Genomic DNA, 23,294 nt, shown 5'->3' with positions numbered 1-23,294 from the left:
GGAAGAAAGAGGCCCGTCGGCCTCTTTCAAATAGGTGTAGTATTGATATGCAGATTCGTTAATGGGCGTGATTGTGCGACTGCTGTTGAATCATTCCAGACAAGAACAATGACATTAGTGGTATTTTCTGACCACCTTCAAACACTACATTACCTTGTTCAATTTTCGCCTTTAACTCATAACCATCTTGAGTTTGTTGAACCATTTTACTCGCAAGTGCTCCATCTATAGTTTGTTTCATAAATGGATACTCCTTCACTAACTCGTTAGAGAAGTCGCTATTGATATGCCCTTTCAGTGCAGTCATTATTACCGCTGGGTTGTGCGTCACATTGTCCGTCCCTGCAGGAATCGTGAACTTCCAATCAGACTTAAATTTGCCTTCTCCCACTTTCATTGAAAAGTCATCGATAGAAAGATAGAAGCCCTTTGAGAACAGGGTGTTCACATAAGGGATCGCTTTTTCTAAATCGGCTTGGGATAGCTCTTGGTTGTTTTGAAACAAAGCCATTAAGTCGCCAAAGGACTGCTTGTCGATGTCACCAAGAGTGGCATCAAAGACTAAGTCAGTGACATTGCCACCATCGGTCGTTTTTACTTTTTCTACAGATAAAACGTTATGGCTCTCTACTCTGGTCTGTTTTTCAGTAAGCTTAGAATTAAATTTATATTGAGCGCCTTCAAGCGAGAATACCGAGTTTCCTTTCTCATCATCAGCATTCACTTTGCCAACCTTCAGGGTATGGCTACCCAACCAAAAACCGCTTTCACGCTTACCCTGCCCTTCACCGGTCAAATTACTTATCAGTAGTTTTTCTTTTGAGGCAAAATCCAATTCAATTGAAGGTACATTCAGTTTGTATGTAGCCTCACCGGACATAGCAATCGAACCAGACAAGTACGATGGTGATGTCGACACAGTGAACTTTTCTTTGCTGTTATTTGATGTTACCTGCCAGTTGCCTAAGTCTATTTTGTATTTTGTGCTGCCATTCAGTTGAGTTGTGCTGTCCATGGTTAAAGGGAGCTTACTGCTGTCATCTAGCTTTGAGTGGGCAGTAAGACTGTACAAACCATGCGTAATATCGCTGGTAACATAAAAAGACGTAGGAATATCATCTGCTTTTAGCTGCTGAATAAGCGCAGGGTCTTTGACAGTAAACTCTGTTTTTACTACCGAAGATAGGTATCCCCTGTCGTAGCTTACAACTTTCGCACTAACAGCAGAGCTGTTGGCATTATCTACTAACTTAGTTATGGCATCTTGGCCTATCTTTCCAACCGCCAATGGCCAGATCAATACAAGTGCAACCGCACCACCCACTGCACCATAAACTTTTAAACGACTCATAAAACCTCTTATTCCCTTTCGCTCTTGCTGTGACGTATTCTGTCAAAAATCTGTTGTTTGGCAATTCTTATACTCTAGATAACTAAATTAGTACATAGTTCCCTAAATCAATTGCATTTAAATCGGTACAAACCTGTCTCGAGTCGCACAAATCCCTGCTAGCTAAAGATTTCATACAGTAGATAACTCACTAAAAGTTGTACTTTAATCACCCTACATTGTTAGATGACTGGTTAGCTTAACTTACTAAATGGCACGACCGTTGCTTTATTTGTCAAACAGTGACAAAAGATTGTCTTTTTTGTTGGTGGGAAAGGGCAAGAATGTATTATGATGGCGCTACGCGATGTGATGACACACTTGTCACCTAAGATCATGGAATTAGTTAAGATATAGGTTTATGTAGGTATGCGTAAAACAATAATTGCGGCAGCACTAGTACTCGCTTCAAGCTCAGCATTTGCAGTAGATGACCCGTATGCGCCATCCACAATGAGCAACTTTAGTTATGACTATCTTGATGCTCGTATTGGCGTTAGCCCTGTTACATATGGTGTGGCTGTCAGTAAATCCATTCACCCGAATGCTCATGTTATTGGGCGTGTGGATTCAGAATTTGATGGCGATTACGATGCTGCAGGTGGTTTTGGCTTTCACGCCCCAATTAATAACTGGGCAGATTTAACCGGTGAAATGCTATTTAGAATGACGGACAACGGCAATACGTCGAACTCTCTCAAAGGAACCAACACTGGTATGGAGCTTAATCTAGGCATCCGCCAATGGCTTGGTCCACAACTTGAAGTGGGCGGAAAAGGTGGCTACGTTTCAATTGATGACAAAGACGATTGGATTGGTTCTGTTTATGCCAGATTCCACTCCACTGAGCTATTCTCAGTAGGAGCAGAAGCTAGATTTAATGATTTCTATGGTGATCAGTTAATGTTTACCACTCGTTTCAACTTCTAAGCTTAGTATAGAGCCAGTGTAGCTATTACACTGGCTCTAACTCATTTATCTCACGACACTGCTTTAGCAATTCACGCTTTTGTGGCTCTTGAATGAGCTTCCAATGAACGCCCTCGATTGCTCCCGCAAATTTCCAAAGTACATCTCTATCAATACTACTTCCATAAGTATCACACACTTTGCAGTACACAACTGAAGCGCCAAGGTTCATAAATGTATCGACGTCTTTGACTCCGGATTTTTTAACCATTCGCTCGAGAGTCAATCTCATATTGGGTAAATCCCGTAACCGCAAAGGAGTAGAAGTTTTTCGAGCTGCGCGCTGACAAACTGACTGATGAATTGAGCGGGCAATGATTCTCTTAATATCTGCGCTATCACTTTCTATGTACTTGGTTACATCATAATAGTTAACCGTAACCGTCGACTGTTTTTTGACATGTACAAGCTTGCAGCAGTTCATGTCATCCAAAAGTTTGTCTAGATCACCTCCTCCTCGGATATAAAGTTTACTCCCCGTCAAAGCCGCAAACATAGCGCCTTCGTTGAACAGCCCAATCCCACCAAACATTGATCTTGTTCTGAACTTTGTAAAGTTGGCCATGTAATCCAACAACATCTCTTCAGTCATATCCCTGACCCCTACAACACAACCGCGTTTTTCTAAACGATATGATTATTTTTAATTATTCCAACACCAAAATTAATAGACTATAAAACAAACAGTTACACTATTAAAAATTAGTAGAAATAATAATTCATTTCAGTTCAAGCTGTCAGCAAATAAAGTTAGGATCAATCAGATCTAGACCCACATATGAGACATGTTTCGCAATAAACATGGTCTATACTACATACTATTGTCGAATCTAAGACTAAACTTAGAGAAGTTATACGCAGATTTTCTCTTACCGTATGTTTAAGCTGAGTATCTTCATAGGCATCAAGGATGAACAATTTGCATTTGAAAAAAGCGGGACAAATGAATCATTTATCTTTTTACTGGTTACCAGATAATAGAGAGCTTCTTATTCAAGGTATCGAAGGAGAGTTTGCTCAACTTGTCGAGCGTTCAATTGGCACAGGCAAAGTTACCTTACCTCCTATTCCAGATGTCGTACTTAAAATCCAGAGGCTCAGCTCTTTAGAATGCACAACCATTGCTGATATCGCTGACTGTTTGCTAGAAGATCCAGGCCTAGCAGCTATTGTGATCCGCGTTGCCAACTCAGTGATATTCAACCGTAGAAACATTACATGCACCGATCTCATGACATCGGTATCTCGCCTAGGCATAGCTAGAGTAAGAGATATCGTAACAGCCCAAGCCATTGAACAACTCAAACGTTCCGTCAACCTTAGCAGTGAATGCAACCGTATTTTAGTTTCCAGCGCGTCATACTCTAGAGAATTGGGCGCGGCGATGGTGATGGTGGTTAAATCCTACAAAGAAGAAAACCCCATACAGTTTAAATACCTTGAAGAAGATAAAGCTCTTCTAGTTGGCCTTCTTGCTGATATCGGGCTGTTCTGTTTAGTCAACGAATACTATCTTTATCTCGAAAAAGGCAATTACTTAAATGAAGACATTGCCTTACAGCTATTTAGGGCATTGTGTTCTATGTCTAGCCAACTGGTACTAGAAAGTTGGGGGTTCGATGAAGATTTTGTTGAAGCTGCGACCAACTCTTCCGATCGAATGTCCGATAAGAAAGTGTCTTATTTGGAGATAGCTCGGATCTCCAGCCATTTACTCATGTTCAGAAATCACGAAGAAGAGCAAGATGACCACTTTGTCGAAGTGGATGTGATGGGCGCTGACATTTTGTACAAGTTAAGTAACCTCAGTGATATCGAGTTCAAAAGTCAGATGGATCAGATCATTAGTGCAAGTGGTTTGTAATCATTCCAGCAGCTCTTTCCTCTTTTATTGCACATCAGTCCAAATTTGCATGTATCTAATGCAATTGAAAGCAAAGCAACGCTTTTTGCTCCCCTTTTAGTAAATTCAATGTATTATTGGCGCTGCTCAATCTTATGTAAGGGAGAAAATAAGACGCCATGCTTTCGGGAATGCTTTTAATATTTGCTGCGCTCATTGTCGGATACCTTATCCCCATATCCAAAAAATCTACTTTAGATCTGATTATCAAAAGCACTTCACGACTGGTTTACGTCATTCTCGCTTTGATGGGACTGAGCTTATCAGCTGTCGATAATTTAAGTGAAAACTTACAACTCATTTCCAAATACACCGCGGTGTTTTTTCTAGTAATTGGAGCGTGCAATTTAATCTGCCTACCACTTGTAGACAGATTTTATGGCATACAGGCTGACTCCAAACAAAGTAAACTGCCACTTCTTAGTATGGCTATAGAGTCCGCCAAACTCGTTCTTGTTATTGCAGCTGGATTGGTTGTCGGGCTATTTTTTCCAGTCAACGTCCATATTGTCGAAACAACAAGTCAGTGGATTCTGTTGTTGCTGCTACTTTTAATTGGTATTCAACTAAGGAACAGCGGCCTAACCTTAAGGCAAATCATTCTAAATAAACATGGAATGCTTATCGCAGCAGTGATTGTTGCAAGCTCACTAATTGGCGGCGTTATCGCTGCAAAGATTCTTGGTATCAGTGTAATAAAAGGCCTAGCCATGTCGTCTGGCTTTGGCTGGTATTCACTTTCTGGAATTTTGATTGGCGGTGCGTATGGTCCTATTTGGGGTGGTGCCTCTTTTCTAATTGAGCTATTACGAGAGCTTCTGTCACTGATTCTCATTCCTCTCATTATTGGCACTAGACCGCTCACTGCTATAGGATACGCAGGAGCAACCGCACTCGACTTTACACTCCCCGTCATTCAAACCACAGGCGGAGTAAGATGTGTGCCGATTGCGATAGTAAGTGGATTTATTTTAACGCTATTAAATCCAGTCTTGATGCTGTTCTTTATTTCACTTGCAAGTTAGATCGCAGGATTGAAAACCAGTATCCACTAGAATTAGCTCAAGTAACCTGCCTTCAGGTTTAGTAGGACCGAATTAGATAACAAAGGAAAGTTTATGAATCGCCTGATCGCGACTCTATTAGTGAGTTCAGTATCTTTTTTTGCAAATGCCGCAGACACCGTATGTCTCGAAAAGAAATACGATGCATATGTTGACGCATCGTTAGATTGGTACAGTGACCTCACACAGTTAACCAACCAACGCTACCCTGATCTTGTTGAGGTCAGCGAATGGTTTCTGCAAGGCCGAAAACACCACTTTGAGCTCAACGAGGTCGCTGTCGCTTATTACCTTAAAAATGACCCTAGCAAGGTAGCAACTGAGCAACCAGTAGAGAAATGGCTCCAGCTTGAACAAAAAGATATAAAGCAACTAACAGAGCGAGATGACGAACTTGGACAAGCGGCTAAACTCACCTATCAAGATAGACAATCTGCCCCTCATCCGGACAATTATCACCTGCGTTCAGCCTTTGCCGATTTGCTAAGTAACCCCAAGCAAATCAATGATTCTTTGCAAAAGTACAACACTAAGATCACAAAAATTGAAGAAATCAACTGTGAGTAGTAAAAACAGTATCTGACTGGCTAACTTCAACCCAATTAAAACGAGACATTGTTCTCGTTTTCGTTTAGATTGTCGGCCTAAATAATACAAATATATGACAGTATGGTATCGGAACAAAAAAGTGCTGACGTAAGTTTCGAGAGTCTACTTAGGATTTTTACAGTACCAGAAGGGCCAGACTCGACACTTACTCAAATTGAAGCAAAATTATCGCAAAACCTTAATGAGTTTTTGCGAGAGCACATCGTAGCAGAAGAAAAGCCATTAAAAGAAATCGAAAAGTCCTTTTCTAATCCTGCTATCCCGGAAGAACCACAGTTTGTCTCAGACCATACTGAGCACCTATTGGATACGTTAGTTGCACATTCCGTGCACACCTCTTCGCCGAGCTTTATCGGACATATGACGTCTGCTCTGCCCTACTTTTTGATGCCTCTATCAAAAATAATGATCGCGCTAAACCAAAATTTGGTGAAGGTTGAAACGTCAAAGGCATTTACCCCACTAGAACGCCAAGTTCTTGGGATGCTACACCGCCTTATTTACAACGATTCCGAATCTTTTTACTCTCAATGGATGCACAGTGCCCAACATTCTCTCGGCGCATTTTGTTCTGGCGGTACTGTTGCTAACATCACAGCACTTTGGGTTGCAAGAAACAACGTGCTTCGAGCAGACGGTGATTTCAACGGTGTTGAGAAAGAAGGCTTATTTAAAGCCATGCTTCACTATGGGTATAAGGGCTTAGCTGTACTGGTTTCGGAAAGAGGACACTACTCTTTAAAAAAAGCGGCTGATGTTCTAGGGATTGGCCAAGAAGGTCTTATTTCAGTCAAAACTGACGCTGATAACCGACTGTGTCCTAAAGATCTAAAAACAAAGATAGCAGAGCTGAAAGAACAAAGTATCAAGCCAATCGCCGTTGTAGGTGTTGCTGGTACAACTGAGACTGGTAACATCGATCCACTAGAGGAAATGGCTGCTATCTGCCAAGCTGAACATTGTCATTTTCATGTCGATGCCGCTTGGGGCGGTGCCACACTGATGTCAAACCACTATCGTCATCTTTTGCGAGGTATCGAGCACGCAGACTCTGTTACCATTGATGCCCATAAACAGCTATATATTCCAATGGGCGCTGGTATGGTTCTATTCAAAAAGCCAGACGTGATGAACTCAATTGAACATCATGCTCAGTATATTTTGCGCAAAGGTTCAAAAGACCTTGGTAGTCGAACACTTGAAGGCTCTCGCTCAGGCATGGCAATGTTGGTTTACGCCGCCATGCATATTATTAGTCGCCCCGGCTATGAGCTGTTAATAAATCAAGGTATTGATAAAGCGAAACAGTTCGCAGAGCTTATTTCAAAGCAGCCTGATTTCGAACTTGTGTCAGAACCCGAGTTATGTTTGCTTACTTATCGCTATATTCCAGAAGCAGTAAAATGCGCACTGGAAAAAGCAAACTCAGCTGACAAAGCAGAGCTCAACAACCTTGTTAATGAGTTAACGAAGTTTATCCAGAAAAAACAACGAGAAACCGGCAAATCATTCGTATCGCGGACGAGGTTGAACCCAAACCAATGGGATCGTATGGCAGTCATTGTATTCCGCGTGGTATTGGCAAACCCTCTCACCAGTTTTGACATATTGGAATCGGTCATCGAGGAGCAACGAGACATTGCTTCTCAAGCGCCAAAATTATTGGGGCGTATCATGGACCTGACAAACCAGATTATCCACTCGTAACATCATAACTCCGAGCGGCCTATCCGCTTCCTATATAGGTCGCTTACTATTCAAATTAATGAAATTTTCTTTCTATTTCATGTAATTCATCCATCAGATTGTTATCAAATTGCTATAAATTCGTGCCCAACTCTTTCACTTTTGTAGTTTGACGAAAGTTTTGTTTGAGGCACATCATATTCTCAAGATTTGATCTGTATAAAAATTACTGTAAACCAAGCGTTGAGTTATACTGGTGGCATAGCGTTGGTTTAATGCAACTTTTTTTAGGAAACAAATTGTTTCCAGCTAGTGTCGGCTTAAATTGAGACAACCAAAGAGTTGATCTCTATAACTCTCGTAAACTCTATGAATACATTAGAAAAAATACAGAAAAACTTAGAAAACTTCAGCAAATCTGAACGTAAAGTAGCTGAAGTTATTATGGCTTCTCCACAAACAGCCATTCACTCTAGCATCGCAACATTGGCTAAGATGGCCGATGTCAGTGAGCCAACCGTAAACCGATTTTGTCGCCGTTTAGATACAAAAGGCTTCCCAGACTTTAAACTTCACCTTGCTCAAAGTCTTGCGAATGGTACTCCATATGTAAACCGCAATGTTGAAGAAGATGACGGGCCAGATGCGTATACACACAAGATTTTTGAGTCTACCATGGCTTGTCTTGATGTTGCCAAGAATAGCCTTGACCCAATGCAAGTAAACCGTGCTGTCGACCTGCTGACTCAAGCTAAGCGAGTATCCTTCTTCGGCTTAGGCGCCTCTTCTGCGGTAGCCAAAGATGCACAGAACAAATTTATCCGCTTTAACATCCCAATTACTTGCTTTGAAGATGTCGTAATGCAAAGAATGAGCTGTATCAATAGCTCCGACAACGATGTTATTGTCCTTATTTCTCATACGGGAAGAACAAAGAGCCAAGTAGAAATCGCCAACTTAGCGAGAGAAAACGGCGCGACAGTCATCGCAATAACGGCAAAAGACTCACCATTAGATAAAGCCAGCTCACTATCGATTACGTTGGACGTTCCTGAAGATACGGATGTATATATGCCAATGGCTAGCCGCGTTGTTCAGATGACAGTTATTGATGTTCTAGCAACAGGCTTTACTTTACGTAGAGGCTCTGGCTTTAGAAGAAATCTAAGAAGAGTGAAAGATGCTCTGAAGGACTCTCGTTACGACAAGCTTTCCCAGCTGTAGTCTGAAAGCCGCAAAATTTGCCTAGCCAATAGCCTGCCCTTTGGGAATCTAGACAGCTATTGGTTACGTTTTGAACGGCACCTGCATACAAAACTGATTGATAGGTTTTACCGATTAAATTAACAGACAAATCTAGCTTTATTTCCCTTCAAGGATAAGGCATAGTTGCTGCAAACGAGTATTGAGGAGAAGATTTTATGTTCGTGGTTATTTTTGGACGTCCTGGTTGCCCATTTTGTGTTCGTGCGAAGGAACACGCAGAAACTCTAAAAGAGCAACGTGACGATTTCAACTACCGTTATGTTGATATTCATGCTGAAGGCATCAGTAAAGCAGATCTAGAAAAAACGGTTGGTAAACCTGTAGAAACTGTACCACAAATCTTCATCGACCAAGAGCATATTGGTGGTTGTGACGATTTCGAAGCTTATGCGAAAGAAAACTTAGGCCTATTTGCTGAATAATCTATTTGCTATTCATCAACTAAATATTTGAAATACCGCAGTGTCGTCACTGCGGTATTTTTTTTATTTTGCCATACAAAAAATAATGATTAAAAATGAAATTTTTCACTTAAGTTTTCACGCTAATCAGATACAATTCACACAGTTTATTTACACCTGTACGTTATGGTGTAATTTTTGATTTGCTGGCATGAGAATAGAGCCGCGCTGTGAATATAGATATCGTACACTTGCTTCAACAAAACCCCATTCTTTTAATTTTTGTCTCTCTAGCGATAGGCCTTGCTATAGGCAAAATCCGCTTTGGCAGCCTGCAGCTAGGAAACTCGATTGGCGTTCTCATCACGTCTCTAATTCTTGGTCACCTTGGATTTTCCATAAATGCAGACGCGCTAACCATCGGGTTCATGCTATTTATTTACTGTGTTGGCATTGAAGCAGGGCCAAACTTTTTTGGCATATTCTTCCGCGATGGGAAGCACTATTTTATTCTCAGTATGGTCGTAATAGTGACCTCCATTGCCATTACTTACTTCTCGGGACACTTCTTTGGCTTAGATTTTGGCATGTCTACGGGTATGATGGCTGGCGCTCTCACCGCAACACCAGTGCTAGTAGGTGCGCAAGATGCTCTAAACTCAGGCCTAGCGACAATACCGCACGATGCTAACTTTGCTAGCGTGATGCAGAACTTATCCGTTGGCTATGCGATGGCATATTTGGTCGGCTTAATCAGCATGATTCTGTTCGCTAAGCTTTTACCTAAACTGCAAAGACAAAACCTTTCTGATTCAGCAAGACAAATTGCACAAGAGCGTGGGCTTGGAAGTTCAGGTCAGAGAAAAGTCTACCTACCGATAATTCGTGCGTATCGTGCTGGCCCAGAGCTCATTGAATGGACAGATGGTAAAAACCTGCGCGAGCTTGGCATTTATCGTCAAACAGGCTGCTACATTGAACGAATCCGTCGAAATGGCATCTTGGCCCACCCAGATGGCGACGCGATTTTGCAAGAAGGCGATGAAATCGCCCTAGTAGGTTTCCCAGATAGTCATGCTAGGCTTGACCCAAGTTTCAGAAATGGCAAAGAGGTTTTTGACCGTAACTTACTTGATCTTCGGGTAGTAGAAGAAGAAATCGTCGTTAAAAGCGATGGTATGGTGGGTAAGCGATTATCAGATCTTAACCTGTCAGAATATGGCTGTTTCCTGAACCGCGTTGTTCGTGCTCAAATTGAAATGCCAATGGACCAAGATATCGTCGTCGCCAAGGGTGATGTACTACAAGTTAGTGGCGAAAAGAGTCGAGTATTAGGCTTAGCGCAGAAAATCGGTTTCATTGCAGTTCATAGCCAACTTGCCGATCTCTTCGCGTTTTGTAGCTTCTTTATATTCGGCATTATGCTTGGACTTGTAACTATGACTTTTGGTCAAGTGTCTTTTGGTCTAGGCAACGCTGTAGGATTGCTCTTGTCTGGTATCACACTCGGCTTTTTACGTGCTAACCACCCTACTTTTGGTTACGTTCCTCAAGGCGCTCTAAATATGATTAAAGAGCTTGGGCTGATGTTCTTTATGGTGGGACTGGGCTTAAGCGCTGGCGGTAAGATGTTTGCTCACTTGTCGCAAAATGGTTTGCAGGTTATCGGCTTATCATTTTTAGTCAGTGTAATTCCTGTCATCATAGCTTATCTGGTAGGTGCTTATATACTAAAGATGAACCGCGCACTTCTATTTGGCGCCATCATTGGAGCAAGAACCTGTGCACCAGCAATGGATATCGTTAACGACCATACCAAGTCAACCATACCGGCTCTAGGTTATGCAGGCACATACACCATTGCGAATATTCTTATGACATTGGCCGGAACCATACTGATTATTCTCAGTTAGATTGGAAAACCTATCTTCCATAAATAGAAAAGGGCACTCGATGAGTGCCCTTTTTAGTATTCAGGTCGATTCGACTAAATGTTGATGAATCCTGCGTCAATTGCTGGATTAACATCAGCTTCGTAGTCCACACCCTCAACACCAAAACCAAACAACTTCAAGAACTCTTCTTTATACTCTACGTAGTCCGTTAGCTCTTTAAGGTTCTCAGTAGTAACTTGTGGCCACAAATCACGGCAGTAGTTCTGGATGTCTTCACGTAGTTCCCAGTCATCTAGACGTAGGCGGTTCTTATCATCTACTTCTGCTGCACTACCATCTTCTTTGTATAGACGATCGCTAAACATACGGTAGATTTGTTCCATACAACCTTCGTGAACACCTTCTTCGCGCATTTTCTTAAACACCATTGCGATGTAAAGAGGCATTACAGGAATCGCAGAGCTTGCTTGAGTCACAACAGACTTCAATACCGCAACATTCGCGCTACCACCGTGTGAAGAAAGCTTGTTATTTAGCTCTTCTGCTGCACGGTCTAAGTCCATCTTAGCTCGACCTAGTGCACCATCCCAGTAGATTGGCCAAGTTAGCTCAGTACCAATGTAGCTATAAGCAACTGTTTTACAGCCATCAGCTAAAACGCCAGCATCAGAAAGAGTGTTGATCCAAAGTTCCCAATCTTCGCCACCCATTACTGTTACGGTGTCTTTGATTTCTTCTTCAGTCGCAGGCTCGATGCTCGCTTCAATGATAGTATCTTTGTTTGTATCAACCGCTGCTGAAGTGTATGTTTCACCAATCGGTTTTAAAGAAGAACGAACCAGCTCACCTGTTTCAGGCATTTTACGAACTGGAGACGCAAGCGAGTAAACAACAAGATCTACTTGGCCAAGGTCTTCTTTAATCAAATCGATAGTTTTTTGCTTAGCTTCGTTTGAAAAAGCATCGCCATTTAGGCTTTTAGCGTAAAGACCTTCTTCTTTCGCTAACTTTTCAAATGCTGCTGCATTGTAAAAACCTGCAGTTCCAGGTTTTTTCTCTGTGCCTTCTTTTTCAAAGAAAACACCAATAGTCGATGCACCGCCGCCAAATGCTGCCGCGATACGAGAAGACAATCCATAGCCACTAGATGCGCCAACAACGAGTACACGTTTTGGTGCATTTTTCACTGGGCCTTTCGCTTTAGTGTAAGCGATTTGCTCTTGTACATTTGCTTCACAACCTACAGGGTGAGTTGTGGTACAAATGAATCCACGAATTCTAGGTTTGATGATCATATTCAACTTCCTTTAAAAAACCCCGCTAGGATAAAAGTTTCGTGGCAAAATCTCATCTAATTTCTTTCATTTTGGAAATATTTATCTAGTGGTTGGGCCACTTTTTATACAAAACACCCTCTAAACACAATAAGAATAGCTGTACTGTGAGCCTATGACATCGAAAATTTGGTTGTTCTTTATAAGTATCATCTCGCACTAAATGCTAAAAAGCCGAGCAAATAAATGCTCGGCTTGGGATCCCAAATAAATGTCTATACTAGGCAACACTGTTCAATTTAGGCTTAGTCACTCTCTGCGTTTTGACCTCTGAAAAGTCATGGCTGAAGTGATCCACTTGAATCGCTTGTGATCTCAGCTTTTCTGCTACTAGGATCTTGTCAATTTCATCACTAGTAAGAATATTTGCTTCCAAAGCTTGCGATAAACGCGTTTCCAACGGGGCCTTCTTATCTATTTGACCACTTTTAATCCCCTTGAATAGCTTACGCTCTAGTGAGCGAATGCCATACATCGCCTGAAATGCGGCTTCTACCAAGCCCACACTATCGGACTCATCTTTTCCGACATAACATAAATGCGTCAAACGATCGCGATGCGCTCCAGGAGTCATTAGGCTGTCTGCTATTTGCAGTGAAAGCTCATCTGACGGTTTCTTAAAGTGATTGCCAAGCGGAAATACGATACCTTTTAATAAATATCCCACTGTTTTATTTGGAAAGTTGCTATAGGCTTCTTGCAAAGAATTTGCCGCATTGTGGAAGCAGTGCTGTATCGCATAGTGCACGAACTCCAGATCTTGCTGCTGCCTACCTTCATCTTCGTACTTTTTCAGCACTGCGGACGCCATATACAAATAGCTCAGGCCATCACCCAACCTGGCCGAAATCATCTCTTTTCGTTTTAGATCTCCACCCATAGTCAGCATCGCAAAATCTGAACTCACAGCAAGAGCTTTACTTAAACGTGTTATCTCTTTGTAATACTGTTTCGTTGGCCCGGACATTGGTGAAGAGTTAAAGTAAGAACGGGTAAAGGCAGAGAAAAATGCTCCAAACGTGTTCACTGTGGTGTGAAGCATGTGCGATGCCAACAGCTCATCAAAGTCTTCTGCCCCTTCTTCTACATCAGGGTTTGCTGCCGCCTCCATCTCTTTGAGAACGTATGGGTGGCAACGAATCGCACCTTGGCCAAAAATCATTAGGTTTCTGGTAAGAATATTCGCGCCTTCTACCGTTATCGCTACTGGCACCCCAAAGTAATGAGACGATAGGTAATTCATTGGTCCTTCTTGAATCGCTCTGCCCGAGTGAATATCCATCGAGTCATTGAGAATGGTTCTCGCGATCTCGGTCATATGATATTTAGCAATCGCCGTAACAATGCCCGGTTTTTCCTTCAAATCCAGAGCAGTAGTCGTCAAGGTTCGAGTCGCTTCCAATAAATAGGTCATACCGCCGATACGGCCTAACGCTTGTGCGACACCTTCGAATTTACCAATTGAAGTTCCAAACTGTTTGCGCACATATGCGTACGCACCTGTTGTACGAGAAGTTAGATGGCCAATAGCAGTGCCAAGAGCTGGAAGTGAAATCCCTCGTCCAGCAGACAAGCATTCAACTAGCATGCGCCAGCCCTTACCAGCATAATCAGCGCCACCAATAATCCAGTCGATCGGAATGAAAACATCTTCACCACGCGTAGGGCCGTTCATAAAGGCAAGGCTAAGCGGATCATGCCTCTCTCCAACTTCCACACCTTTATGGCTAGTAGGAATCAGAGCACAAGTGATACCGAGCTCTTCTTCTTCGCCCAGTAAACCTTCAGGATCATAGAGTTTGAAGGCTAAGCCTAAGACAGTAGATACTGGAGCTAAAGTGATATAACGTTTGTTCCAACTTACTTTGATACCCAACGTTTTTTTGTTCTTGTATTTGCCGTAGCACACTACGCCGCGGTCTGGAATTCCACCAGCGTCAGAGCCTGCTTCAGGGCCTGTTAAGGCAAAACAAGGAATATCTGTCCCATCTGCTAGTCTAGGCAACCAATATTCTTTTTGCTCTTGAGTACCATAGTGAGTAAGTAGCTCCCCCGGCCCCAACGAGTTAGGTACCATAACAGTAACAGCAGTACTAATACTACGGGTGGCAATCTTAGCGACTATGGTTGAATTTGCTAGTGATGAGAACTGTCGACCGCCAAACTCTTTAGCAATGATAAGTGAAAAGAAGCGCTCTTTTCTGAGATAGTCCCAAACCTCTTTGGGAAGATCTCGGTCTTCTTTTACTATCTTATGGTCATCAAGCATCGACAATAACGTTTCTAGTTCGTTGTCGACAAAGGATTGTTCTTCTTCAGTTAATACAGGTTTGTGAAATTGATGAAGCTTAGTGAAATTCGGTTTTCCTGAAAACAACTCTCCATCCCACCAAACACTACCTGCTTCCATCGCCTCTCTTTCTGTTTCCGACAGAGGTGGCAATAACTTCTTAAACAACTTAAATGTGGGGTCACTGACCCATTTTTTCCGTTGAGCACGCATGTTCAGTTCCTTATTTCACTGTTGGAAATTCAATTCCACTGTATCCTAGTAAGTTTAGGCTTGATTTCTCTTTTGAGCCTGTAAACTTGTCCCTACTGAGCCACACCTGCAGCGAGGTATGGTATTAACTCATCAACTATCGCATTTACATCACTACCTTGGTCATATTCACTTTGTGCTATTTCTAGCAGCGCTTGGCTAGAAGCCATCGTGAATACACATGTGCCAAGGGTAAAATGTAAACGCCAAAACAATTTCTCTGGTTTTAAGGCAGGATTAGCCTTCAGTACCGATTCAGTAAATAGAGACAACGTATTTTGGTAACGCGTTGTGATAAACCATCGAAGATGGCCCTGCACATCGGTATATCCACGCCCGATCAACAACATAAATCGGCTCATGCCATTTGTTCGAATGGAATCTAACCCCTGAAGAGGTTCACGGAGACACTCAAATAGCTCTTGCATCGAAAACGTGTCCCGCTTGTTTAACTCTATTAGTGCCTCTTGAACAGCTGGCATAAAAGCCTCTAAGTATCGGTCAAGTACCGACCGGACTAACGTTTTCTTATCGCCAAAATGATAATTTACCGCTGCCAAGTTGACTCCAGCCTTGCTGGTAATGGTTCGTAGTGATGTGCTGTTGAAGCCATGTTCTGCAAACAAATGTTCTGCAGCATCTAAAATTTTCTCTTGAGTCTTAAGGCGCGACGTCATTTCAATCACCAGTATTAAACACTTGTTTGAAAATATATCTTCATACCGTTCCGTTAACAACTGATTAACATCACACTTTAGAGTTTCTACGAAGATTTTGGTTTTGCGTGTGAAACGTATAGCGACAAAAATCCATGAATACAGTCGCTTATACGGGCAAAAATGAGACTGTGAAAGAATTAAGAGAAAAAAATGAATTTTTTTATAAACTGAATTGAACTAATTACAGTTGCTCGCGTCTTATATATTGTAATTAGCAAGAGCAATGAGAGTTTTGACAAAGAAGCGTCCAGATTCTTAATTTCACTACTACTTACACTGCTTTTTCTTATTAACTCCTATGTTTGTATCGGCCCAGAACAATTTTTTCGTTCTGGGCTTTTTTTATCCAAATTAATTTGATTTTCACCAGCATAGTGACATGTATTTGTTGGTTGCCGCTATTTTCAATGAAAGCAAAGAAAATATAGCCCTAAGCAACGAATAATAGCTTAGGGCTAAAGCTGTCGGACTGATAGAAAATAGTATTAGTAGCTGGCTTTTGTCTCGATGTTTTTCTCGTTAAACACCCACAGATGACTGAGTGTGAAGTTACTAAACATTCCTGTCAATACACCTAAAACCAACGCAATAAATGGAGCCAACCCACTACTACCCAAGAAATAAATCGTGACCTGAAATACAGCAAAATTAGGCATAGCTGAAATCAAAGCACTGAAAAAAAATTTTGACCACTGCTTTATCTTGTCTTCTTTTTCTCTCTCAGAGAAAGTAAACAGTCGATTCCCAAGCCAAGTCGTTGTTGCTGCGAGAATAAATGAAACAACTCTAGCCGTAAGCAAGTCGGTTCTTAATACATAAATCGCCAGAGAAAATACGATTGTATCTACAACGAATCCTAGACCTCCAACCATCGCAAACTTCATTATTTTTTGACTAAACATACTAGTTCTCACATAGGAACAAAGAACGTTTACTTGGCGCTGTATATTCCACTTGGCAGTTTAGTTTATCTTGCTTAATTACAGGGTCGACTTGATTGTCTTCACCTACCAATTGGAACTTGGCAAGCTTCATTAACGTACTGTCTTTTTTAAGTAGTTCTGCTTTTCCATTACTATAATACTCACCAGAGAAAGTCCGATGTCCAATGTAATAGGTTGGCAAGGCTTTATTTGCATGTTCAAAAATAACTTTGTCACTTCGAACTCCAGCCACATTGAAATGAATATAAAACACTGCAACCACAAGCAAAACAGGGCTCACTGCTGATGAAATTTTGAACCACTTAGTTTCTAACTGCTTCTCTGTAATAAGTGAAGCTAACATAATACCGATAGCTGGAATTCCAGGCAGAACGTAAGCAGGTAGAATATTTCCGGCAAAGGTAAATAAGATTAGTGGTGAGACTAGCCAGCATATTGAGAAACTGATTATTGGCTTCACTTTCTCGTTAATCGGCTTAATTGCTTTGCGTTTAACCCACAATACAATTGGCAATACGATAGACCAAGGTAGTGCAGAGTATAGCCAGAATAACCAAATTGTTCCTCTAGCTCGTTCGTGTGCACTACCGTACAAGTCCCCTTTCCAACCCGGATCTAAAAAACGGTCTACATACTCACCAACTAAGAAATAATGAAGGAAGCCCGGAGTTGCTCGCTCTGCCATTACATACCAAGGAACAGCTATCACAAGCATCAATATACTGCCACCAACAATAGGGAAGCGTCGCCAAAGCTGCTTAAATGATCCTATAAAGCCATATTGAATCATCAGCCATGGCATAACGGCTAGGCCAACCAACACAATGATCAGTGGGCCTTTGGCAAGTAAACCAATAGCAAGACCGACAAACCCCAAGTATCCCCATAATTTACTTTCATCTTGCCAGCACAGATAAAAGCCCACCATAGACAATGTCATAGCAAAAGTAAGAGCCATATCAGTCTCTACTACACCAGCAGAGACAGCAAAAATGCCGGTTGTTGACAATATTGTTGCCGTCAGCAGCGCATTAACTCCAACTCGGCGAGCAAAATAAGCAATCAATGCCAAAACGGCTACGCCTGCTAGCCAATGTGGAAAGCGAACAGCAAATTCACTCAAGCCAAAGACTTTAATTCCGACAGAACTCATCCAAGCAAATAGAGGCGGTTTACCCCAAAACGGCACGTTGTAGTCAAACATTGGCGTGAGCCAATTGTGCGTCTGCACCATGATTCGAGCCATTTCACCATAACGAGCCTCAGTGGTATCCATGAGTGGATAGGCACCTAACGACAACAAGCGAATTAGAAATGTCGCGCACAAGGCGAACCATAAATAAGTTCTGCTAGACCTCATGCACGTTTCTCCATCACTGTGGATTGAACATTTGTAACGTTTGAACGTTCGTTAATAGATTGAACGATATATAAAGGGCGGCGTTTGGTCTCGATAAAGATTCTGCCAATATACTCTCCTAACAATCCAATGCTTAGGAGCTGCACACCACCTAGAGCCAGCTCTACAGCCATCATTGAAGCATAGCCATGCGTCTGTACGCCAAAAACAAGAGTCTTAAATACAATAGCCATACCGTAAACAAAAGCACTTGCGGCAATTAAGCTTCCCAAGACGGTCGCAATACGTAATGGGCTTATCGAAAACGAAGTTATTCCATCCATCGCTAAGCCGATTAACTTGAAGTAATTCCATTTAGTCTGCCCGGAGTGCCTGGCATAACGTTTAAATATAATCGTAGTTTGTTTGAAGCCAGGCCAAACGAACATGCCTTTCATATAACGGTTGCGCTCTGGCATTTCGTTTATATGGTCGATTACCTGTCTGCTCAAAAGGCGAAAGTCACCAACGTTTTCTGGGATGTCTGACTTAGAAAGGAAGTTGAGTAATCGGTAGAACATTGCTGCAGATTTACGTTTAAACCAGCTCTCTCCCTCTCTTTTAATTCTCTGCATGTTGACGACATCGTAGCCCTTTCTCCACTCTTTTATCATGCTAGGTATGAGCTCAGGTGGGTCTTGGAGATCAGCATCGATAAGAATAACAGCTAATCCATTGCAGTGTTCCAATCCAGCACTCATTGCGCTTTCTTTTCCAAAGTTGCGGCTTAAACTGATGCTAACCACTTTACTGCTGCTTACTGGTAAAGATTCAACTAACTCTTTGCTGCCATCTGTGCTGCCATCATTGACGTAAACTATTTCACTTTCATCTTCGATGGAATCGAGAACTTTAGTAAGACGTGAGTGGAACTCAGGTAATACGTCAATTTCATTGAAGTAAGGTACAACGACAGAAAGAACAACACTTTTTTCAGCGGTATTAGAAATCAGGGATATAGGCTTCATACAAACTACTCTTAAATTAAAAAGGGCGCCTTTAAAAAGGGAATCAGCGCAAACCAAGCATTTGGTAGAACCTTTTTACCAACCTCAATGTCAAAACAATGTGATTGACATTTTTTTCACGTAAACTCTGGAAGCTAGCAACTGTAATTAAGGTAAACACTGGATGAAGAAAATATTACTCGTAGAGGATAACCGCGAGGTAGCAGGAATAATCTTCGATTTTTTTGAAGGTTTGGGAATGGACTTGGACTATGCCGACAACGGCGAACTTGGTTTACAGTTAGCGTTAGAAAACAGCTTTGACATTATCTTACTCGATCTAATGTTACCGAGAATGGATGGCCTGACGGTGTGCAATCGGCTTAGAGATGCCGGTAATAACACTCCAGTTTTAATGCTTACTGCACTGGATAACAAAGCCGATATGCTAGATGGCTACAAGCATGGAGCCGATGATTATATGACCAAGCCGTTTGATCTGGATATTTTGGAAGCAAGAATGAACGCTTTGGTAAAACGCTATCACGGCACTGTATCTAATACCGTATTGAATTTCGGTAGTTTAAAGATTAACCAAAAAATACGTAAAGCTTATCGAGAAGACAAGTTATTGGCTCTTAACCCTACCACTTATACAATCTTAGAACTTTTATGTTCGAAAGCGCCTGAAATTGTGACTCGCCAAGAAATTGCAGATAAGCTTTGGCAAGAAAATGAACCAAGTAATGATGTGCTGCGTAGCCATATCTATCAGCTAAGAAACCAGCTCGATAAACCCTTCCCTTCTCCTATGCTTACGACCATTCCCAAAATAGGATTTAGACTAGAGGAAAAATAAGGATGCGCTTTCGTTTTTTTCGCAATTCCCAAACTTTAACAGGACGGCTAGCAACATTTTTTACTCTTGTCGCGTTAGCGATTGGGCTGATGACATTCGTTATTTTTATTTTTGCTTTGCAATGGTCAGAAGACAGAGCTGGCGAACGAATGCTACTTGTTGATAGAGACGAAGCCATTCATCGATTCACCGAAGGGGAAACAGGCGTTATAAAAATTGATTTGCTCACCAAAGCCTATAACAACTACGCCAATGTTCCGCAGCCTTTTCGTGACTTCGTCAAAACTAAAGAATATTTCTTAGATGAAGTGGGCTTCGACTCTCTGCCTGCAGACTATATGGTGTATGTCGGCCACTATTATGTTGATGGTAAAAAGACCCCACTGGTTTTAATCGCACAAATAGACCGAATAGAATTTGGTTTTAAAGAACTCGCGTATGCCGCATCTATTGTGCTAGTGATTATCTTGTGTTTTATCACCTTATTTGGAATTGTACTAAGCCGCCTGTCTCAACGACTTATTTCTCCTCTCAATGATATCAACCTTCAATTGGAACAACATGGAACAGACGTCGAGATTCCTTTCACCATGTCCTCTGAAGCTGCAGAAGAGTTCCATACACTAACCGATAAAATGAATGGGTACCGCGAAGAAGTACACGCTCTGCTGAAAAGAGAGCAAGCTTTTGCACGTTATGCCAGTCATGAGCTGCGAACGCCACTAACGGTTGTAAAAGGATCAACTAAACTGCTGTCTCGAGGTGAAATCAACGAGTTTCAGCAAAGGCAGATTACTCGGCTCAATGATGCTTCTATGCAAATGGAAACCATGATTGACACTTTACTGAGCTTGGTCCGCTATGAAAAAAGTGAAGACCTTGCGCCAGAAAGAGAGTTTAGTCAGCATGAATTAGAAAAAATCATCGAGCAAAACTCAGTGCAAGCATTAGAGAAAAACTTGCAAATTAACTTGGAGACAGAATCTAATCCAAGCGTTAGAGCGACACCACCGGTCATGAATATGTTGATCGGTAATATCTTGCGAAACGCAATCGCGGCGACAGAGCAGGGCCAAATTCGCATTACACAAACCTCTCAGCATATATCGGTTTACGATCAAGGGCATGGGCTAACGTCCACACCAAGTAAAGATGGACATGGGTTAGGGCTTTTAATCGTCGATGATCTTTGCCGTCGCTATCAGTGGCAATTTTCTTTAACGAATAACCCTGACGGAGGATGTATAGCTAAGATACAATTTAGCGATTGAGTTTGAGACACACTGAAATAGCTAGATGAAAATCGCAAATAGCCCAGTCACAGCACATACATTTAACGGCAGACAGTTTTATCTAAAACGTGACGATATGTTACACCGTCACTTTTCAGGCAACAAAGCGCGTAAGTTTGCCTCTCTTTTAGCTAGTGAAAACCCGACAATAGAGACGTTAATAAGTTACGGTTCTGCACAAGCAAACTCATTGTATTCTCTTGCTGCCCTCGCCTATTTAAAAAACTGGCAGCTAGAGTTCTACGTAGATAGAATTCCTGCTTGGCTGGAGGAAAAGCCCATAGGCAACTATCGAGGCGCTATGGACCTAGGGGCCAAAATCATCCCCGTATCAAAACTTGAAAACGTAAGTCATTTGCACCCCAAAGACTATATCGTTCATCATAGAAAACCGAATGAAAGCTGTTTGTTTGTTCCAGAAGGCGGTTATTCTGAAGTTGCTGAATATGGAATCAAGCAACTCGCCGATGAGATATTGAAATGGCAACAACAAGAATCTATCAGGAACCTAGCCGTTGCACTTCCTTCAGGAACAGGGACAACTGCAGCTTTCTTGGCTAAGTTTCTCGCACCTTGTGGCATTGAAGTGCTCACTTGCCCTTGCGTTGGAGGAAAAGAGTACTTAATTGACCAAATATCTAAGCTGCTCAACGAAGCTCCACTACCACGCATTTTAGAACTTGAGTCTAAACACCACTTTGGCAAACTCTACCAGCAGGACTACGATATTTGGAGAGAGCTTAAAGAGCAAACAAAGGTTGAATTTGATTTGTTGTACGATCCTATGATGTGGCGCTGCCTTGAGCCCTGGTTGCAAACGCACCAAGATGTAGAGCTGCTTTACATTCACCAAGGAGGAATACTCGGAAATCAGAGCATGTTGCCAAGATACCAAAGGAAATACCCGTAATCGACCAGAGTGTCTAAACACAAGGAAGAACTATGAACAAAGCCCTAATTACTTTTATGGTAGCAGCGTTAAGCTTACCCTCATTGGCAGAAGTCATAACGCTGCCAAAGCAGTCGTCGCGGGGTGCGGTCGTAGTGAACAACGAAGACGCTAAATTTAGAGTATGTTATTACCAAGATAAAGCCTATTCACTTGGAGCCATACTGCAAGTCGGCGACTATTATATGATTTGCCATCCTGCCAATAATTTCGAAACAAACGGCGCACTGAAGTGGGTCAGGTATAACCCGCAGCAAAAAGCCCCAGCACAAACTCAATGAGTTTCAGAAATGCTAGGGCGCTATGATTATAGACTCGTCGTATTGTGATTGTATTTCTTCAGAAGTTGCTGGTAATCACTTGTTTTTTTGAAGTTGTCTAATGCTTTTTGTAACTTCTCGACCATTTTAGGAGAAGTCTTAGTGTTTATTGCAAGGTAGTTATCGTTAAACGGGAATCGATATACGATTTCAAAGTCGGACTTAGGAATATTAAGTGTATCGAGAATTTTAATCGCCCCTTGTAGATTGAATGCCCAAAAGTCCACTCTACCTTTCTCTAGCTGCTCTGCTAGCAGCTCCCCACTGTGCACTTTGATAATGTTCTTGTCTGGCCCACCTAACGCCTTAACGCGATTCTCTAGGCTGTCGCCACGAATTACACCGATTCGATATTTATAAAGATCTTTGACATCCTTGATTTTGATTCCTCTATCTTTACGAGCGAGAAGCACCGATGGTGAACCTTTTGACAGTGGTCCTGCCCACAAAAATAATTTCTCTCGTTTTGGTTTTCTTGATGTCGTAAACAGTACGACGTTTTTATCGTTCTCTGCCATCCGATAACCTCTCGCCCAAGGCAAAATCAATATGTCATCTACGCTAAGTTCAGAGCCAGCACCTTTTGCAGCAGCTATTAAGGTTTCAACGGATAAGCCTGTTAGTTTTCCATCAGCCCCTTTGTAATTAAAAGGAGGATACTCTTCCGTAATAAATGTCAGCCCTGCCCATGGGTCATCCGATGGCAATTCGGCTCGTACGCTTGTGTTGAAGCCAATAAATACTGCAACAAAGATCAACAAAGTCCATATGTTGTTCACAGACATAATTAAACTCCTTTTTGATGG

At 41.9% G+C, this 23,294-nt stretch carries 21 protein-coding genes; 12 read left to right on the top strand and 9 right to left on the bottom strand.

Annotated features, from left to right (window positions below; genetic code table 11):
• Positions 1 to 58: 58 nt before the first annotated feature.
• Positions 59 to 1,351: a DUF945 family protein gene (locus tag L7A31_RS10680; protein WP_237361499.1), complete on the bottom strand. Its 1,293-nt coding sequence runs from the start codon at positions 1,349 to 1,351 to the stop codon at positions 59 to 61.
• A 408-nt stretch (positions 1,352 to 1,759) separates the two neighbouring features.
• Between L7A31_RS10680 and L7A31_RS10675 the strand changes: the two genes are divergently transcribed.
• A complete protein-coding gene (locus L7A31_RS10675; RefSeq protein WP_237361498.1) occupies positions 1,760 to 2,320 on the top strand; it encodes a hypothetical protein in 561 nt (186 codons plus the stop codon).
• 25 nt (positions 2,321 to 2,345) lie between these two features.
• On the opposite strand, the gene L7A31_RS10670 is transcribed toward L7A31_RS10675, so the two are convergent.
• A complete protein-coding gene (locus L7A31_RS10670) occupies positions 2,346 to 2,951 on the bottom strand; it encodes a TfoX/Sxy family DNA transformation protein (RefSeq protein WP_237361497.1) in 606 nt (201 codons plus the stop codon).
• Between the two features lie 351 nt (positions 2,952 to 3,302).
• On the opposite strand from L7A31_RS10670, the gene L7A31_RS10665 reads away from it, so the two are divergent.
• From L7A31_RS10665 to L7A31_RS10635, 7 genes are all read left to right on the top strand, one after another.
• Positions 3,303 to 4,223: an HDOD domain-containing protein gene (locus tag L7A31_RS10665; RefSeq protein WP_237363547.1), complete on the top strand. Its 921-nt coding sequence runs from the start codon at positions 3,303 to 3,305 to the stop codon at positions 4,221 to 4,223.
• A 158-nt stretch (positions 4,224 to 4,381) separates the two neighbouring features.
• Positions 4,382 to 5,287, top strand: coding sequence for a LysO family transporter (locus tag L7A31_RS10660; RefSeq protein WP_237361496.1), 906 nt, complete (start codon positions 4,382 to 4,384; stop codon positions 5,285 to 5,287).
• A gap of 93 nt (positions 5,288 to 5,380) precedes the next feature.
• Entirely contained in the window at positions 5,381 to 5,893 is a 513-nt protein-coding gene (locus L7A31_RS10655; RefSeq protein WP_237361495.1) for a hypothetical protein, read from the top strand.
• Positions 5,894 to 5,995: 102 nt separating this feature from the next.
• Complete coding sequence (panP, locus tag L7A31_RS10650; RefSeq protein ID WP_237361494.1) at positions 5,996 to 7,642, top strand: pyridoxal-dependent aspartate 1-decarboxylase PanP; 1,647 nt, start codon at positions 5,996 to 5,998, stop codon at positions 7,640 to 7,642.
• A gap of 348 nt (positions 7,643 to 7,990) precedes the next feature.
• The gene (locus L7A31_RS10645; protein ID WP_237361493.1) at positions 7,991 to 8,845 is read left to right on the top strand and encodes a MurR/RpiR family transcriptional regulator; all 855 of its coding nucleotides are present in this window, start codon (positions 7,991 to 7,993) and stop codon (positions 8,843 to 8,845) included.
• Between the two features lie 197 nt (positions 8,846 to 9,042).
• Positions 9,043 to 9,309, top strand: coding sequence for a GrxA family glutaredoxin (locus L7A31_RS10640; RefSeq protein ID WP_237361492.1), 267 nt, complete (start codon positions 9,043 to 9,045; stop codon positions 9,307 to 9,309).
• Positions 9,310 to 9,518: 209 nt separating this feature from the next.
• Positions 9,519 to 11,201 (top strand): aspartate:alanine antiporter, encoded by a 1,683-nt coding sequence (locus L7A31_RS10635; protein WP_237361491.1) that lies wholly within the window; start codon positions 9,519 to 9,521, stop codon positions 11,199 to 11,201.
• 74 nt (positions 11,202 to 11,275) lie between these two features.
• Here the strand turns inward: L7A31_RS10635 and fabV are convergent, their stop codons facing one another.
• The 6 genes from fabV to L7A31_RS10605 all read right to left on the bottom strand — a co-directional run bounded on the left by fabV (position 11,276) and on the right by L7A31_RS10605 (position 19,089).
• Positions 11,276 to 12,478, bottom strand: a complete 1,203-nt coding sequence (fabV, locus tag L7A31_RS10630; RefSeq protein WP_237361490.1) for an enoyl-ACP reductase FabV — start codon at positions 12,476 to 12,478, stop codon at positions 11,276 to 11,278.
• 259 nt (positions 12,479 to 12,737) lie between these two features.
• Entirely contained in the window at positions 12,738 to 15,020 is a 2,283-nt protein-coding gene (locus tag L7A31_RS10625; protein ID WP_237361489.1) for an acyl-CoA dehydrogenase, read from the bottom strand.
• A 92-nt stretch (positions 15,021 to 15,112) separates the two neighbouring features.
• Entirely contained in the window at positions 15,113 to 15,736 is a 624-nt protein-coding gene (gene psrA, locus L7A31_RS10620) for a TetR family transcriptional repressor PsrA (protein ID WP_237361488.1), read from the bottom strand.
• A 527-nt stretch (positions 15,737 to 16,263) separates the two neighbouring features.
• Positions 16,264 to 16,680, bottom strand: coding sequence for a GtrA family protein (locus tag L7A31_RS10615; RefSeq protein ID WP_237361487.1), 417 nt, complete (start codon positions 16,678 to 16,680; stop codon positions 16,264 to 16,266).
• Position 16,681: 1 nt separating this feature from the next.
• The gene (locus L7A31_RS10610; RefSeq protein ID WP_237361486.1) at positions 16,682 to 18,082 is read right to left on the bottom strand and encodes an ArnT family glycosyltransferase; all 1,401 of its coding nucleotides are present in this window, start codon (positions 18,080 to 18,082) and stop codon (positions 16,682 to 16,684) included.
• Complete coding sequence (locus L7A31_RS10605; RefSeq protein WP_237361485.1) at positions 18,079 to 19,089, bottom strand: glycosyltransferase family 2 protein; 1,011 nt, start codon at positions 19,087 to 19,089, stop codon at positions 18,079 to 18,081. Before L7A31_RS10605 ends, L7A31_RS10610 begins: the two co-directional genes overlap by 4 nt.
• Positions 19,090 to 19,252: 163 nt before the next feature.
• Between L7A31_RS10605 and L7A31_RS10600 the strand changes: the two genes are divergently transcribed.
• Genes L7A31_RS10600 through L7A31_RS10585 form a run of 4 tightly spaced genes read left to right on the top strand, consistent with a single transcriptional unit; the run spans position 19,253 to position 22,449 of the window.
• Complete coding sequence (locus tag L7A31_RS10600) at positions 19,253 to 19,927, top strand: response regulator transcription factor (RefSeq protein WP_237361484.1); 675 nt, start codon at positions 19,253 to 19,255, stop codon at positions 19,925 to 19,927.
• 2 nt (positions 19,928 to 19,929) lie between these two features.
• On the top strand, positions 19,930 to 21,198 hold the full coding sequence (locus tag L7A31_RS10595) for a sensor histidine kinase (RefSeq protein ID WP_237361483.1): 1,269 nt from the start codon (positions 19,930 to 19,932) through the stop codon (positions 21,196 to 21,198).
• Between the two features lie 25 nt (positions 21,199 to 21,223).
• The gene (locus L7A31_RS10590) at positions 21,224 to 22,129 is read left to right on the top strand and encodes a 1-aminocyclopropane-1-carboxylate deaminase/D-cysteine desulfhydrase (RefSeq protein ID WP_237361482.1); all 906 of its coding nucleotides are present in this window, start codon (positions 21,224 to 21,226) and stop codon (positions 22,127 to 22,129) included.
• Positions 22,130 to 22,161: 32 nt separating this feature from the next.
• Positions 22,162 to 22,449 (top strand): DUF1496 domain-containing protein, encoded by a 288-nt coding sequence (locus L7A31_RS10585; RefSeq protein ID WP_237361481.1) that lies wholly within the window; start codon positions 22,162 to 22,164, stop codon positions 22,447 to 22,449.
• Positions 22,450 to 22,475: 26 nt separating this feature from the next.
• On the opposite strand, the gene L7A31_RS10580 is transcribed toward L7A31_RS10585, so the two are convergent.
• Positions 22,476 to 23,273, bottom strand: a complete 798-nt coding sequence (locus tag L7A31_RS10580) for a substrate-binding periplasmic protein (protein ID WP_237361480.1) — start codon at positions 23,271 to 23,273, stop codon at positions 22,476 to 22,478.
• Between the last annotated feature and the right edge of the window lie 21 nt (positions 23,274 to 23,294).

The sequence above is a fragment of the Vibrio marisflavi CECT 7928 genome, from assembly GCF_921294215.1.
Lineage (GTDB): Bacteria > Pseudomonadota > Gammaproteobacteria > Enterobacterales > Vibrionaceae > Vibrio > Vibrio marisflavi.
Note: the sequence above shows the minus strand (reverse complement) of the source record. Positions and strands in the feature narration are given on the sequence as shown.